We start from the raw sequence: 15,076 nt of genomic DNA, 5'->3' as shown, positions 1-15,076 counted from the left end.
GAGAACAGTCAGAATGGTCGACACCTTTGCTGGGCTTAGCTGATGGGACTAGCTGGTTCTTAAAGGGCCAATCTATGGCGATTCTTGTGCTGCCTTGCGTCTTATCACAGGCGGAGTCCCTTTCTCGATGCTGTAGTGGAGCCTTCCCTCTGCGCCGGCGTCGGCCAGGGCCGCGTTCCGGAGAGCGTCTACATGCTTCAGCGACTGTTTGAATCCGGTGACGAAGTTTCGTGTGTCGGCGTAGTTCGAGCCCATTTGGTTCTGGAGCGAATTCCAGGCGATGAGCGGGTCTGGTGGGCGTGTGAATGGTTGAGCGCGTATATGCGCTGCGACAGCCATGCGTAGATGTCGAAGTAGGACAGGGTGCTGATCTGGCGTTTGAAGTTCTCGTAATCGGTTTTACAGGGCTTGCGTTGGATGCCCAGGTCTTCCATCGGCTGCCGCAGCGTGAAGGGAAGCATGATGACGCGGCTGGTGTTGTGCTTCTTCTGGCGCACGACTTGGGTGCTTATCCACACCATGAGCAACCTGGCCTTCTTCCCGTACGGCCAATGTGGGTGATGCCCTTCCCCAGGGTCGTCACGGTCTGCGGTTGGAGGACGTAGGTATATCAGCCTATTTCGATAATCGACGAACAGATTTGCTTTATTTCTTCATTGTGTGTTGAGATGATGACGGCGGCACCTTGTTGGGCAAGTTCGCACAGTATACGTATGACGATGTCGGCGTTGTCCTGATCCAGCGCAGAGGTCGGCTCGTCTGCAAGAATGACACTCGGCTGTTTGAGCAGGAGCCTTGCGAGGGCGATTCTTTGTTGTTCCCCGCCCGATAGGGTGTAAATCTTTTTCTTCTGCGAGCCATTCATTCCGACGATGTCAAGTACACTGTCGATTCGTTCGTCCCGCTCCTTGCGATGCTCGCGCTTCTTCATTTTGAGGGGGATCTGCAGGTTACGCGATACGTTCCACTGTTCGACAAGACCATAGTTCTGGAATAGGAATCCTATGTTTTCGCGAAGACACACCCGCTGCCCCTTCCTGCTCTTATGCAAATAACCGGAACGGAATGTCCCTTCGTCGTAAGTGACCGATCCTTCATCGAAGTCCTCCAACAAGCCGATGCAGTTGAGCAGGGTCGTCTTGCCAGCACCGGACGGCCCGCTCACTGCGATTATGGAACCAGGTCCAGCGTCGAAGGACAGTCTCGACCATAAGGTGTGTTCCGCAAATCTCTTGGTAAGTCCTTCGACTTTCAATGTCGGCTGCATGCCTGCGTTTGTCATATGCATCTCCCTGCGCACCGCGGATTCACGGGCGTTTGATGTCGTCGGCACGGAACCTTGATTCGTATGCCGATACGGTAATGGCCATGATGAGGCTGGATCCGGCGAAGAGCAATGTTCCAGCCACCAGATCCGCAGCCTTGTTCATCGAGCCGATCATGCCGACTGCCATGAGGGTCAGCAGCACCCCGGTGTTCTGCATGATAAGGAAGCCTCCATGTCTTCTGAAAAACCCGTATCCATGGATGAATTGGACGAAGGAGAGCCTGCGTCGTCTTGCGCAATACGCGGCCGAGCACACAAGGATGGCCATCATGGCAGCGGCCAGACCGAACGATATGGCTATGATGTCCCCGCGTTGCTCGTTCCGGGATAATGACAACGTATACGCCACCGAGTCTTTGGCGTTGTCAATACCCTGGAAGTATCCGGAGATTCCATAATGGTCCAGCTTGCTTTGCAGGAGTTCCGGATCAGAGAACAATACACTATCGCTTGATGTGTATGACAGGTATACCATGGGGCTGATCAACCCTGACGATGGGGATGTGACGGCTACCACTGGATCTTTCAAAGACAGCTTCTGCTGATCTTCCGCAGGCATGAACTGCGTTCCCGAGAAGAGGGATATATCTTGGTCCGAACGTGTGCGGACCAGGACGCCGTGAGGGTTGCAGGAATATGGTTTCTGTTTCCGGGTAACACCCAGTTGGCACTGTGTCTTGAAATATTCGGCATATTTCTTCAACAAGGCTCCGGGGTCCCCTTTATATGATGAAGGCACCAGGAGTGTGAAAGCCCCGATATCTCTTCCAGACACTCTAACCGGTTTCCCATCAAGTCCGGCAATGGGTTGTTTGTCAAGATAGTTCGGGCTCACTATCATCGAATCGGATCCGTCCGGTTCGTAAGGATCATTGTTCCCCTCAGCGGGACGAACAGAGTCACCGTTATACCCGACCAACATCGCCTTCCCTCTACTGTCAAGATCCTCGATCACTTTCATCAGGGGAGGCGCTGCCCGGAGCATATCCTCCTGTGTGATGTTGATTTTGGTTGAAAACCTCAGGACATATTGATCCGAGATGCGAGACCACTGTGCCAAGGACCGGCTGGTGCTCTGTACCGCGCTGATTCTATTCAGAGAACCGCTGATGGTGCCAAAGAGAACAGCCACCACCATGAACTGGGCAAAACCCGCGATGATGCCATCACGGAGTTCGTTGCCCTCTCCGTTGAGAACGGCGGGTATTCGATCGCGGAATGCACTGGCACCACCCAAAACCAACGCCAGGAAGACAAGATAGGCCGTCAATACAGCCACGGCGATAAACAGCGCTCGAAGGAGCCGCCAAATCTGGTGGAAGTTATTGATAAACCAGAGGAAAGGTAATCCCACTAAGGTAATTGTCACCAATCCCACGGCGAGTGTGGCCAGCAGTGACACCAGCTCGCCGACGAGTATCCTTCCGCTGGTATAACCGTGCATCGCCTTGATCGCATGTATCTTCCTGTTCCTGGACAGGGAATACGCGGTGGAAACCACCAATGTGATGGCGATGATAACGACTCCCGCCCAAAGGCCACCCTTCCCTAACGCGTATATCATCGCAGCTATCCAGAAGCCTCGTGACCAGAGGCTTTGTGATTCGTCAACCACTATCCGGGAACGTGACAAAGCCTTGGCGAGCTGTTCCATATGCGACCTATCCGCATTGGTCGCATAGCTTCCGCGCAAGTCCTGGGTGGTAATCTCCTCAAAAGAAACTACTTTCGTTGACTGGTCACGTGTTGAAAAGGAAGGATAATCGTACCCTCCATTTCGTTGAAAAGACTTTTGGTCACCCACAAAGGCCACGAGAACACGAGACTTCATTGAGTCACGAAATGAAGGTTGGATCTTGAAGACATTGATCCCCAAAGTTCTTGAAGCTTGGGCAATCGCACGCACAGCATCCGCCTTGGTCGCGGTATCAACCCTCTCGACGGTGAAAGAGGTACCGGTACCTGCCGGAAGTTCCTGGTCGATAGTGATAAGCATCTCGAATGTCACCACCATGGTGAGAATCAAGGAAGCCCAAATCGTCAACCGTTCAATCCAGTGAATTTGCAAATACCTCACCAAAACTTCCTCATAGTCTTCTCCTTTGAAGGCAAATATGATGGCGAAAAATCTTCCATCACGGGTTATTTTACCCCATAAATACAGCTGATTCATCCGGGCCTCTCACATATAGAGACCGTTCTTATGCCACTGATACCGATGTGGAATCCGAACCGGTACGATGACGCTGGCTACTCCTGGAACAATACCCTTGCCGGAGTTCGAACAACACATACAAGACCAGTTTGCTTGGTTACACTCAAACCATGAGCATGGGATGTTTTAGTGGATGTAGTGCGGAATCATGTAGAGAATGTCGCTGGTGATGACACTGGTGGGGATGGTGGCGGTCAGCCAGTTGCGGATTTGATGTCAGTCGAGCCGGTTGCCCATTCGTCTGATCTGCTCGCTGGCCTGTCTATCGAGTGAGGCCAGGGCCTCGTCGAGGTGTCGTGTGACGTCGTGGGCGAGCGAGTCGAGCCCGCTGTTCTGCTTGCTCTGCAGGCTTAAGAGCTGCTCGTTCACGTGCCGCTGCTAGTCGTACATCTTCCTGAGCTGTGTTTCGTTCCTGCTGGCCGTTTGCTCCACTCTCTCCTCGAACGCCTTGTAGTCAGAGAGGATGACCTTCCTTGAGGCTTCGTTCTGCCTGTCGCCTGAGTCCTCTAATCGCTGCAAGCTGGTCAACAGCATCTGGTTGGCCTGTTCCGTCGTGGAGGTTATCGCCTCCAACTGTTCCTTGCGGTTCACCTGGCTGCTAGTAGCGAGATGTATTTGCGCGCCCTGGTAGTTCCCGAGCTCCTCGAGTACATGCCTCGTCTCGCGCAGTTGCGCGCTCAGGTCCTCCTCGTTGCTCTGGTTCGGGTTCTTGTCCATGTCTCCTCGTTTCGTCCAGCAGCGATTGCAGTTCTCCGGCCACGCTCTTAATCTGTTCGCGCAGCTTCTCGATGGGCGTCTCCCCAATGACCGCGAAGCGAAGTCATCCACCGTCAAAATCAAAATCAAAAATTCAAGTTTTCTAGTATAGGTATATAGGGGATCTCTCATTAGCTTCACTGCGCGTGGGGCTAAGAGGGTTGGCTGCATTCAAAGTCCCTCAAATTACATTCAAGGTTCATCTCTTGAATTTGGTTTGATTGTGGCTTGTCTGGACGTGATTGCTGTCTGCGCTGGTTGGTGCACTTGGGGTGTGTTGCTGATGGTGGTTTCGTGATTGCTGGTGGGTCTGATGCTGGGTGGTTATGTTTGGTGGGCTGTGATTGTTGGTGTTTATGGATGTGGTGGGCTGGTTTCGGACCCTTTCTGGGATAACGGTGGAATGCTCGTTTCGGACTGCGGCGGTTCTTCCGGTGCGCACGCCCGGATCTGTTCTTTCCTGCCGGCTCCGGTAGGCTTGTACTGCGTGCATGGAGGTGGAGAATCTGTCCACCAGGATGGCCCAGGATCGGCTGGCCGTCCTGGACATGCCTTGCGGGATCGCCTACGCGCAGCCAACCGCATGACCGCATAAACGAAGGCACCCCTGGACCCGTGATTCATGGGTTCCGAAGGCGCCCTTGCGTCCTGGTGCGGTGGCCATCAGGCGGTTGTCGGCTGCTTGTCTGTGGCCTGGACGTCCCGAGCGACGGCCTTGCGGATGATGGCCGACTTGGGGATGCCCCCCTCTTGGTCAGCCGGCTGGCCTTGTCGTCCAGGTCCTCGGGCACCCTGACCTTCCAGGTGCGTCGAGCGGTCCTTGCCTCGGCCCGCCGCTTCTCCAGCTTCTCCAGATTCGCCAGGCTCTGGGCCATGAGCGATGCGGCCTGCTCGTCGGTCAGCAGCGGGGCGCCGGGGTCCCGCCGGACGGCGGCCTCCGGGTGGTGGATCAGCTCCCCCCGGTCGGCTGCGCGGATCATCGCATCGATGTCCTCCTGGTTCTCGGATGTGACTTGCTTGGCCATTTTGCGCTCCTTTCCCCTCCTGCACGCCTGTCCCTCTCCGCCCTCACCGGGTGGCCTGAGGGCGTGGAAGACGGTGAAGTCGCCGTTTCGCTCCAGCGCCACGTACACCTCGATGTAATCCTCGCGCAGGGCGCCGAGATGCCTCGGGCCGATGATAGCGAGGCCGGGCAGACGCTTTAAACCGGCGCGACTGTTTTTCAGAGGCTTGCCTGGTGCTATTCCTTCTCCCCTGCCCGTCCGATCGCCTTGTAGATGGTGCTTCGGCTGACGTTGAACTTGGCGGCTATCTCCTTGACGGTCACGGTCCTGGAGTCGTACAGCTGGCGCACCATGGCGACATCCTTGTCGGAGAGCTTGTAGGGGCGGCCGCCTTTCCTGCCGCGCGCCCTGGCCGCCTTCAGGCCGGCCATGGTGCGTTCCCGGATCAGATCCCGCTCGAACTGCGCCAAAGCGGAGAAGATGTTGAAGACCAGCACCCCTCCAGGCGTGCTGGTGTCCATGTTCTCGGTCAGGCTGCGGAACCCCACCTCCTGCCTATGGAACCGGTCCATCAGATCAACCAGGTTCTGCACGCTGCGCCCCAGCCTGTCCAGCTTCCACACCACCACCGTGTCGCCCTCGCGCAACGCCTCCAGCATCCGGTCCAACTGGGGACGGCTGGCCTTGGCACCGGAGGAATGATCGACATAGATCCTCCCGCAACCCGCCTTCCTCAGCGCGTCGGTCTGCAGATCCTCATTCTGCTCAAGCGTGCTCACCCTCGCATAGCCGATCAGCATGCACCCTCCCCTCGGCCGGCCGACGGCGATGTATTGGGCTCCTGCACTTGGACCTTCCTTGGGACCTTTGGGATCGGTCTGTTAGCGCCCGCCTCATGATTCGCCTCGTATGGGCCATCCTTGGGAACGATGCGTTCATTGATGATCTGCACCAGATAGTTGACGGCCAGAACGGAAGCGGCCACAGAGAGAATCAGCGAATAGTCTGATTCTTCGATATTGCATATTTTCATCAGGTACAGGATAATCACGAAGATTACACCGATGATGGCATAAGGTGTAGTGCGAATCCACCACCTGCTGGACGGATCACCCTCCCGATTGTTTATAACATCGCAAGCATAAATGAACAGCGCAAATGCCTCAACTAGAAAGAGAAGCACGAGACATATATATGACGCCGACAACTTCAGCTTCTCAGAATAATCTATAAAAATATTTAGTATCAGATAGATATACAAAAGATGCAGGAGATAGGAGCACGTCGTTACCGTGCTATAACTCTTATCCCATTCGGCTCCATACATGACTAAGGCACCAAAACAAAAAACGAAGGAAGAAAAGACAACAGGAGTCCATCCGGCAACAAAGGCTAATCCTCCTTTGCATCCTTGCCAAAGAAGTTTGATTGTTGAGAGGAAAGTCAAAGCCATAAAGAGAAGGCCGACATCGGCCAACAACGACGTAAGACGGTATGGACCCTTATGAAATGGGTTTAGTTCCTATAGGCCCCACCATGGTATGGAGGCCCTGCATCATCAATCAACTGCAGATAATGCTCCAGTTGCTGTTTTGGCACGCACAAATAATACTAAACTGTGAGTTACTGAAAGTCTCCATGTGCGGAGTCTCTGCTTCCTGCAGATTTTGCAATGAGTTGTTCATGTTCCCCTCCTTCCCCTAAATTAGGTATGCCCTTAGCGCATACGAATCGTACTTTACAATAACTTTTGACTTATTGCATCTTTTGTCAATAATTTATGGAAGACTTTTAACCGTCACGCAAGCAATACTTGTATTGCGTCTCAGTGTAAAGTTCGCTGTAGCTTTTCGCGTTGTGGATTCGTATGGTTCTCGGGGTTTCGTCGGGCTGTGGATTGGGGTTGGGTATGGCTGGTGAGTTTCTGTCCCTTGAGGGTGTCTCCTATCATTACGGTTCGGGCGGGGCCGGCATCACCGACGTGTCCCTGCAATGCCCGCCTGGGTCGTGGACGGCGATCATGGGGCCCTCGGGCGCGGGCAAGTCGACCCTGCTGAATTGCGCCTCGGGCCTGCTGCCGGTCGACCAGGGCTTGGTGCACATCGGGCAGCATGACCTGGCCCGGATGGGAGAGGCCGACCTGACACGTGTCAGGCGTGACCTGATCGGGTTCGTGTTTCAGGACTACAACCTCGTCGAAGCGTTCACATGCCTGCAGAACGTGATGCTGTCCTTCCTCTTCGGCGGGCCGCGCATCGAGGTCGACGACGCCGTGCGGGCCCTGCAGGCGGTGGGTCTGGATGGTTTCGCCGACGTCTATCCCTCGGACATGTCGGGCGGGCAGCGGCAGCGTGTGGCGGTGGCCAGGGCTTTGGCCTCGAGGCCCTCGGTCGTCTTTGCCGACGAGCCGACGGGCGCCCTGGACACCGCCGGCTCCCAGCTGGTGCTGGACGCCTTCGGCCAGGTGGCGGCGCGGGGGTCCACGGTGCTGATGGTGACCCACGACCCGGATGTGGCGGCCCGTGCTGGCAGCACCGTGTTCCTGGTCGACGGCCGCATCCACTCGGTGTGGTCGGGCTGCACGGCCGAGCAGCTGGCCATGCACCTGGCCGAGACCACGTTGAGCGGGGCCGACCGGTGAGCGCGGGCATGGCCTCCCCGGCCCAGCAGGCGAGCCGACCCTGGCGCAAGCGGCCAACAAGGGCCAGCCTGTCCTTCTCCCTGGTCAGGGCCCACCGCTCCTCCTACTGGATCATGTGCCTGGCCGTGTTCGCCGCCACGACCCTGTCCTGCGCGACCCTGCAGGCACGTCAGGCGGGCCTGGCCTACGACGGCCTGCACGGCCTGGAGGGCCTGAACGCCTACCACCGCATTCTGACCAAGGCCTACTACGACCTGGCATTGAACACTGTGTCGCTGATCGCGCTGGTGTTCTGCCTGCTGGTGACGGTGTTCCTGGTCCTGTCATCGGTGTCCTTCCTGGTCCAGGAAAGGCGCCGGGAATACGGCCTGATGCGGCTCAACGGCGCCTCGGGCAAACAGGTCGTGGCCATGGCCCTGCGAGAGTTCTCCCTGCCCCTGGCCCTGGCCGACGCCGCGGGATGCCTGGCCGGATCCCTGCTGACCGTTCCTGTGGGCATGGCCTTCATAAGGGCCATGGGCACCACGGACATCGACCTGCTCTTCCACCCCAGGGCCCGCCTGTGGGTGGCGGCCGTGGCCTTCGCCCTGATGATGGCGGTCTGCCTGCTGGGCGTGTGGCTGGCCACGCGCAGGTTCGGGGCCGAGACCCCCCTGAAGCTGATGACACAACCGGCCGTCAAGGACAAAAAGGCCAGCCGGTTGCGGATCGTATGCTCCCTGGCCCTGTTCCTAGCATCTATCACGGTCGCCTTCATGCCGGTCGACCGCTCGGAGTTCTACGACCGGCTGCTGGGCTTGATCGTCCTACTGATAATCACCGTGTACGTGGCCGCCCCCCTGCTGGTCCCCCCGGTAGCATCCCTGCTGGGCCTGCTGGCCGAAAAAACCGCGGCCGGACCGGGCCTGCTGGCCCGGCAACGGGTCCGCAGGGGCAGGGCAGGCGCCACGGCCATAGCGTTGCCGGCCATGATGGCGCTGACCATTCTGGTCTCCTTCATCCTCATCATGCAGGCGGGCCGCATGAGCTCGGTGGTGCTCAGCATCGAGCCCATGAAGGCCGACGTGGTGGCCTCCTCGGACGACCTGTCCCAGGCCGGCAGGATCTCGCGCACGCTGCAGGGGCTCGGACGGGAGGTCGGCACAGCCGACATCTACCAGACCCAGCAATGGGTCCTGACCGACAAGCACGGAAACATCCAGATGGACACCTTCCCCCAGGTCACCTGGGCCCAGGCCCGTGACCTGGCCGACCCCAGCCACAAGGACACCTCCCCCAAGGTGCTCCAGGGCAGCCTGGCCGACCTGGGCACCGGCAAGGTGGCCATAAGCAGAGCATACGACAACCAGCGCAAGCCGGGCGACACGATCACCCTCATCGACCGCCACGACAAAAGACACCAGGTCCAGGTCGTGGCCGTCATCGAGCCGCCCAAGACCACCCCCCACGTGAACATGGACATGCTCACGACCGAGGATGGCCTGCCCAGGGAGGGCGAGAACGGCCGACTGTACGCCTTCATCACCGCCCGCGACCACACCCAGGCCGACGACATAGCCCAACAGATAAGGGACACCACCCACAAGATCACCGCCTTGAACAGGCAGGACTTCATCGACGACTACATCAAGACCAGCATCAAGGAGCAGCAGGGAACACCACTCATGATAGCCGGCGGCACCATCCTGGCCCTGATATTCCTCGTCCAATCTATAGCCATAGGAATCAGCGAACGACGCATGCAGAACCGGCGCCTCAACCAGATGGGCGTCACCCGCGGCGCCCTCGCCTGGTCAGCGGCCATCGAGACCACACTCGACGTCACCGCCGGCATCATCCTCTCCCTCGTCGCCGTGGCCATCACCGAGGCATCCGTGGCGATAAGCTTCGTCCGGGACGGGGTCGGCATACAACACACACCCATCATCGCAGACATCTTCCTACCCATGTCCCTCCTGCTCCTGGCCGTCGCCATAGCCACCACCATCCTCTGCACACGCCTCACCCACAAGAACCAACCCACAAAACACTAGAGGCCAGGCCAACCATGAACTTTATCCACGTCGTCAGGAAATACATGCCGGGGCACATTCTTGCATACACGGCAAGCCTTCTGCTGGGAATCCTCGCACAAGCGGTCGTCCTGCTGCAACCACAGCTCAGCGGAGCCCTCATAGACGGCGTGCAACAACACAAAGCAACCGTATTAATCGCGGTGCAATTGGGAATACTGTTCATTCTTGGCGCTGTATTGACAGCAATCCAGCAAGCCATACTAGGCACAATAGGGGAGAAATCATTATATTCCATTCGCAACAGCATGGTCGACAAGTTTTTCCGGATGAGTTTGCTTGATAGGGAACAGAAACCTCCGGCCTGGTATTCGCAAAGAGTTTCCAATGATGCCGCTTTGATAAAGTCGGTTCCATCGCAATTCCTCTCACTGGTGCAAGGAATAATCCTGATTGTAGGTTCAGGGGTGTGCCTTGTGTGGCTTGACCCCATTTTCTTTGTGATAGTTCTCATTCCTGCAGGTTTTTCAATATCACTTATGCTTATTGCAACTAAGCCGGTAAAAAAACTGCAGAACAATCTGCAGAATGCAACAATGGACATGACCTCGACTGTGCAGGAAGCCGCCGCTTCCATGAGAACACTTGAAGCCTATAACTCTATCGACCCGGAAAAAACAAGATATATGCCATAACAGGGCAGGCTTTTGCCTCCGGGAGGAAACTTGTTTGGTTATACAGCAGTTTTGCGCCTGTCAACCAGATTTTGTCACAGCTGGGAAACATAGTCGCCATCCTATACGGAGCATATCAAGTTGCGTGTGGACAGATGGAATTCACATCGCTAGTCATGTTCTTGATGTACTTTTCCTACTTCTCAACAGCGATCAATTCAATAGTGTCTGCTATAGGGCAGATGCAACAAGCCATAGTCGGAAGCCAACGAGTGGATGAATTCTTTACGGTGAAAGAACAGCAAGACGATTCAGCAGGAACGGTGCTTAGCCTAACAAAGGCTCCAAAAGTGACTTTCAAGGAAATCAACCATAGGTATATCGACCAAACAGAGAATTCGCTAACCAATGTTAGTTTTACCGCTCCTCCAGGGAAAATAACGGCACTGGTTGGAGAATCAGGCGGCGGAAAAACAACATGCTTGAGCTTAGTCGAACGGTTCTTCCAGCCCACCAATGGGCAAGTAACCGTCGATGGTTCCGATCTCGCTGGCCTTCACATGGAGAAGTTGAGAAAAGACATCGCGTATGTGGAACAAGACCCCTGTATCCTGACGGGAACCATCAGAGACAACATACTACTTGGGAACAACACGGCAACAGATGATGAAATATCTCAGGTGCTTAAACGTGTCGGCCTCGAACTCGACGGCGTATCAGATGCACAGCTCCTGGATAGGGAAGTGGGCCAGTCTGGTTTAGCCTTGTCGGGCGGTCAAAAGCAAAGAATTGCCCTGGCCCGTGCCTTGATTAGAATGCCCAAGCTTTTACTCATGGATGAGCCGACATCCAACTTAGACGGTCTGGCTGAGGAGACTATTGCCAAACTTATTCGACAGAGATTCGGAAACACAACAGTTCTATATTCAGCCCATCGCCTCTCACTTATTCTTGAAGCCGATTGGATTGTCGTTATCAAGAACGGTAGGGTCCTGGATGAAGGCAACCATGAAGAGTTGCTGGGTAGATGCGACTACTACAAGCAACTGATTGCTTCACAGGAACAGCACACCACCAAGTGAAAGGTTTCAATCTGCCTTAAACACATCTGCTGCAATTGGTTTTATCAGTTCTATAGACCAGAATTACCCCCTGAAGCACACCAACGTCCAAATATTTCACTTCTCACAGATGATATTCTTTTCACTCGTTATCATTTAATGAATCATATCCGTTAAGTTGTTCAGTGCCATCAGATTTAATCGTCTTGTATATCGTTCCTCGGGAGACATTAAAGCGCTGCGCAATCTCCTGGACTGTAACGCTCCTGGACTCGTAGAGCTGCCGAACCATGGACTTATCGCTCTTGCTCAGCTTGGGACGCCGCCCACCAACCCTTCCCCGTGACCGGGCAGCCTTCAGACCGGCGGTGGTTCGCTCACGGATTAGGTCACGCTCAAACTGGGCCATGGCGGCGAACACGTTGAACACCAGGACGCCACCAGGAGTGGTTGTGTCCATCTGCTCGGTCAGAGATTTGAAGCCAACACCCATATCCTGCAGACGGTTCATGATATCGACCAGGTTCTGGACGCTGCGCCCCAGTCGGTCGAGTTTCCACACCACCAGCACGTCACCCTCTCGCAAAACATCAAACATACGGTCGAGTTCAGGACGGCTGGCCTTGGCTCCTGAAGCGTGATCAACATAGCATCGATCACACCCGTCAGCCTTCAAAGCATCGACCTGCAGGTCCTCGTTCTGGTCCAGGGTGCTGACCCTGGCATACCCAATCAGCATGCGCAAGCCCCTCCCCCATATGGATACGCCGAATCCTTACCCGTATACGGTCCCTCCCTGGGACAGATACGCTCGTCAAATATCTGCTTGCCATAGGTAAAAATAACCAGTGAGAAAACGCCACATACGATCCACCACAACACATTCCTGCTCTGAGGGAAATCGGATATCCTCGAATCATTGCGCCACAGCCAATATGCCATAATGCCCCCGAGGAGCATATACGGCCATGTTCGCAAGAACCGTCTGAGATTCAGGGCTCCCCTGCACCAATCCCAGGAATAGTATCCAAGAGCCACATCTTCTACCAGAGACATAGCTATTATCAACCAAGACACATCAGCCGACAACGCCACCGCCCGTGTCATCAAAACCATTAACGCGGACAGATAAAGCAGGTGTCCGCCACAAACAACCATCAACACATCCCGACTGTTCCCTAAAGGATCTTCTTCAGGTCGTCGATAAAAAAGAATCCAAAGGACGGCAAGCAAGCCGGCCAACATCAGCCACATCGCTATCCCATTCAGCGGCTGAATCTTTCCCCCGACTACACCAGGCACTATCGACACAGCTACAAGCGCTATATACAAAGACAGCCAGACCTGTACACATTTGCGTACCAGTTTTTTCAGACCATATTGCCGAAGCGCATCGCGACTCCATGAGTGTTTCAAAACCCGTCCTTCCGTCCATCAAATTGTACATTGATTTTTAGACGAGTTTTGAAACACTCAATTCAACAAAAAGAATCAAATTCTCCAGGAATCACCATTTGTTCCAAAAACGGTCGTTTTTCCGCTGGCGAGTGGCGCCGGTGCTTTCCCCGATGAATTTGGACTCGTGATCATGTCTTTCAGGCGAGTTTGAGCTCGGCTATTACACGTTTAATCTACTTGGTGACTATCAGAGATTTAGATTCTATATTGGAAGCGTCGGAGCTCTGTTGGGACAAGGCGTTTCAGGCTTAGGCTCTACTAAAAGTATGCTATCGGGGATGAAAAGGCTCCGCTGGGATGTATGGCTGGAAGCCAGCGGGGTACCCACTGATCATTGTGACGTGGCCATGGGTGTTTTGGAGCAAAGAATCGACTCTGCCGGTGCTGATTAGGGCATGTCCAGGGCATCATACTTTGCTCGGGCGGGAAGACTTTGGCTTCCGGAATCGATTCGCTGTCCTTCTTCTGGGGCAGAGGTTCGCTTCCTGATGCAGAGTATCCGCGTGATAGGGGGTGCCGGGGTTCCAAAACGACGCTGACAGGGGACCGGTACAAGTGGAGTTTGTCTGTAGTGAGACGGAAGACGGCTCAAGGATTGCCATAGTGGGCCCTGCAGGTTCTTGCAGGGCCCATCAGAAACCTGCAGATCGCAGATCTGTTCCAGTAATTGCGCGGAGCGATTGGGGAATCATCCTTGTCCGGCGATGGTTTTGTCGACGAGTTTGGGCAGTGCCTCTTCGATAGGTTCGTGGATGAGTCGGGTTGCCAGGGAATCGTATTGGGTCGAGCCCATGTTCATGATGGTGATTGGCACGCCCGCCTGGGCTGCCACCGGCACCAGCGAAGCTGCTGGATACACTTCCAAAGTGGAGCCGATCACCCAGAATTGATCAGCCTGGCTGGCTAGCCTCATGCTCTTTTCCATGGCTCCCTCGGGCAGGGCCTGACCGAAATAGACCACATCAGTCTTGATGATGCCATTGCAAGGCATGTTGCCTTGGTAGGGCATGGGCTTGTGGCAGTGTGGATCGGGTTCCTGATCGAGCTTGGCCATGATGTCGGCCGTCCGATATGCCTGACCGCATTTCATGCAATGGGAACTGCCGATGGTCCCGTGAAGGTTGACGATGACATCCTCGGAGTTGCCGGCTTTCTCGTGAAGGGCATCGAAGTTCTGCGTAGCCAGCAGGTTCAGCATGCCTGCCTGCTCCAGCCTGGCCAGTGCCTTGTGCGCTACTCCGGGCTGGGCCTTCCAGACTGGTGACTCCCTCTGCCACCGCCATGAATACTCCCGCTGCTTCCGGTCACTCATGAACAGGTCCAAGTCATAAACGTTCATCTGATCGGGATGCTTGGTCCAAACCCCGTCAGGCCCGCGAAAATCCGGTATGCCGGCGGAAGTCGAGATTCCCGCCCCGGTCAGTACTGCAATTGTTGTGCTCATACACCCGTCTTACCATCCGTCAACAGAATCCATGACTCGCAGACCAACATAGTGCGCGAACATACATCTATATCAACATTCATATTCGTAGGCTGTGGATGACTGGCGGTCGAGAACGGAAGGTGAACTCCGCATTGGATACAGCCGACTATGAGCAGAGTTCAAAAGGACTATGAAGGGACTAAGCCGACACGCCAATGGAGCTGGGGCCTGATCGTCTCCTTGTGAATAAAATGTGTGCATGAAGCCGTGGCAGTGCGCTGAGTTCCCATCTTCGCGATGTCTAAAGTTAAAAAGGGACATGCAACGACACGCCGTCTGAGGGCTTGTTATAGCTTGTTTTGAGGGTCTTTTCGGAGGGGCCAGGTTGCGTTTTGCCCGGCTCGTGGTAAGTTTACTTCTTGCTGCCCGGCAGTGATGAGAACTCTTCGGAGGGCTTGGAGCTGTTGGTGTGGTGGTGGTTTGAGAACTCAAGAGCGTGTTT

Annotated in this window: 14 protein-coding genes; 4 read left to right on the top strand and 10 right to left on the bottom strand. The window is 55.3% G+C overall.

Translation table 11 applies throughout. The features are described from left to right. Positions 1-197: 197 nt before the first annotated feature. The 8 genes from H3T88_RS06960 to H3T88_RS06925 form a co-directional block, all read right to left on the bottom strand. The gene (locus H3T88_RS06960) at positions 198-497 is read right to left on the bottom strand and encodes a hypothetical protein (RefSeq protein WP_198204076.1); all 300 of its coding nucleotides are present in this window, start codon (positions 495-497) and stop codon (positions 198-200) included. A gap of 113 nt (positions 498-610) precedes the next feature. Then, on the bottom strand, positions 611-1,282 hold the full coding sequence (locus tag H3T88_RS06955) for an ATP-binding cassette domain-containing protein (protein ID WP_198204075.1): 672 nt from the start codon (positions 1,280-1,282) through the stop codon (positions 611-613). Between the two features lie 25 nt (positions 1,283-1,307). After that, entirely contained in the window at positions 1,308-3,500 is a 2,193-nt protein-coding gene (locus tag H3T88_RS06950; protein ID WP_198204074.1) for a bacteriocin-associated integral membrane family protein, read from the bottom strand. A 258-nt stretch (positions 3,501-3,758) separates the two neighbouring features. After that, entirely contained in the window at positions 3,759-3,911 is a 153-nt protein-coding gene (locus tag H3T88_RS06945; RefSeq protein WP_198204073.1) for a hypothetical protein, read from the bottom strand. A 9-nt stretch (positions 3,912-3,920) separates the two neighbouring features. Further along, entirely contained in the window at positions 3,921-4,259 is a 339-nt protein-coding gene (locus H3T88_RS06940; RefSeq protein ID WP_198204072.1) for a hypothetical protein, read from the bottom strand. 659 nt (positions 4,260-4,918) lie between these two features. Next, positions 4,919-5,323, bottom strand: coding sequence for a hypothetical protein (locus H3T88_RS06935; RefSeq protein WP_198204071.1), 405 nt, complete (start codon positions 5,321-5,323; stop codon positions 4,919-4,921). Between the two features lie 215 nt (positions 5,324-5,538). Continuing rightward, positions 5,539-6,102, bottom strand: coding sequence for a recombinase family protein (locus H3T88_RS06930; RefSeq protein WP_198204070.1), 564 nt, complete (start codon positions 6,100-6,102; stop codon positions 5,539-5,541). Further along, positions 6,096-6,755: a hypothetical protein gene (locus tag H3T88_RS06925; protein WP_198204069.1), complete on the bottom strand. Its 660-nt coding sequence runs from the start codon at positions 6,753-6,755 to the stop codon at positions 6,096-6,098. Before H3T88_RS06925 ends, H3T88_RS06930 begins: the two co-directional genes overlap by 7 nt. A gap of 402 nt (positions 6,756-7,157) precedes the next feature. Here H3T88_RS06925 and H3T88_RS06920 point away from each other — a divergent pair, with 402 nt between their 5' ends. The 4 genes from H3T88_RS06920 (at position 7,158) to H3T88_RS06905 (ending at position 11,711) form a co-directional block, all read left to right on the top strand. Then, on the top strand, positions 7,158-7,943 hold the full coding sequence (locus H3T88_RS06920) for an ABC transporter ATP-binding protein (RefSeq protein WP_232347241.1): 786 nt from the start codon (positions 7,158-7,160) through the stop codon (positions 7,941-7,943). Then, a complete protein-coding gene (locus tag H3T88_RS06915; RefSeq protein WP_198204068.1) occupies positions 7,940-9,976 on the top strand; it encodes an ABC transporter permease in 2,037 nt (678 codons plus the stop codon). The genes H3T88_RS06920 and H3T88_RS06915 overlap by 4 nt, the downstream gene beginning before the upstream one ends. Positions 9,977-10,020: 44 nt before the next feature. Further along, positions 10,021-10,650, top strand: coding sequence for an ABC transporter transmembrane domain-containing protein (locus H3T88_RS06910; protein WP_198204067.1), 630 nt, complete (start codon positions 10,021-10,023; stop codon positions 10,648-10,650). A gap of 134 nt (positions 10,651-10,784) precedes the next feature. Next, entirely contained in the window at positions 10,785-11,711 is a 927-nt protein-coding gene (locus H3T88_RS06905; protein WP_082097671.1) for an ABC transporter ATP-binding protein, read from the top strand. Positions 11,712-11,832: 121 nt separating this feature from the next. Here H3T88_RS06905 and H3T88_RS06900 read toward each other — a convergent pair whose 3' ends face one another. Continuing rightward, positions 11,833-12,429: a recombinase family protein gene (locus H3T88_RS06900; RefSeq protein ID WP_015021179.1), complete on the bottom strand. Its 597-nt coding sequence runs from the start codon at positions 12,427-12,429 to the stop codon at positions 11,833-11,835. Between the two features lie 1,407 nt (positions 12,430-13,836). Next, positions 13,837-14,592: an SIR2 family NAD-dependent protein deacylase gene (locus H3T88_RS06895; protein ID WP_198204066.1), complete on the bottom strand. Its 756-nt coding sequence runs from the start codon at positions 14,590-14,592 to the stop codon at positions 13,837-13,839. Positions 14,593-15,076 lie beyond the last annotated feature (484 nt).

The organism is Bifidobacterium sp. W8110, from assembly GCF_016101375.1.
Taxonomy (GTDB): domain Bacteria; phylum Actinomycetota; class Actinomycetes; order Actinomycetales; family Bifidobacteriaceae; genus Bombiscardovia; species Bombiscardovia asteroides.
Note: the sequence above shows the minus strand (reverse complement) of the source record. Positions and strands in the feature narration are given on the sequence as shown.